Below are 695 nucleotides of genomic sequence, written 5' to 3' on the forward strand. Positions count from 1 at the left end.
GGGGACGGCTCGGGTGAGGCTGAGGTCGGGGTTGGAGCCGGGGCCGGGGTGGGTGGGTCGGGCGGAGCCGGGGCGGGGGCCGAGGGGCCGGGGGATGGTTCTGCGGGCGTCGTGGGGCCGCCGGGTGGGGCGGAGGGCTCTGTCGAGGGCGCCGGGCCCGGGCCGGGTGCGGCCGGGGACGCCTGGTGGTGGGCGCGGCATCTGTTGCGGGAGGTACTGCTCCGCGTGCGCGACGCCACGCCGTACGCCGACGTGCTCCAACAGCTCGCCGCCCAGGGGCAGTTCGGGCCCGACTTCTGGCTGGCGCTGCGGCTTCCGGAGGCCGCGCGGTTCGAGCTGCTGCGGGCCGTCGTGGTGCACGACGGCCCGCCCGGCACCGGGCGCCGCTGCCTGGACGCCGTCGCGGAGCAGCTCGCCGCCGACCCCGCCGCCGTACAGCACCACCTCACCCGCTGGTTCGCCGACGAGAGTCCGCTGCGCGCCGCCCCCGAGGCCACCGTCGCCTCCGCCGCCCAGGCCCTCCTGCACACCCACCGGCACCGCGCCGTGGACGACCTCACCGAAGCCCTCGTCGACTGCGCGCACCCGCGCGCCGACGAACTGCTCGGCGCGCTCGCCGAGGACGAGCCGTCCGCGCTCTGCCGCGCCGTCGACCGCTGGGCCCACGACGCCCGCCCGGCCCGCCGCGTCGCCGC

At 79.4% G+C, this 695-nt stretch carries 1 pseudogene; it reads left to right on the forward strand.

The features are described from left to right. Positions 1-695: pseudogene (locus STRAU_RS37385) on the forward strand (serine protease); the annotation flags it as partial.

The organism is Streptomyces aurantiacus JA 4570 (genome assembly GCF_000414115.1).
Classification (GTDB): Bacteria; Actinomycetota; Actinomycetes; order Streptomycetales; family Streptomycetaceae; genus Streptomyces; species Streptomyces aurantiacus_A.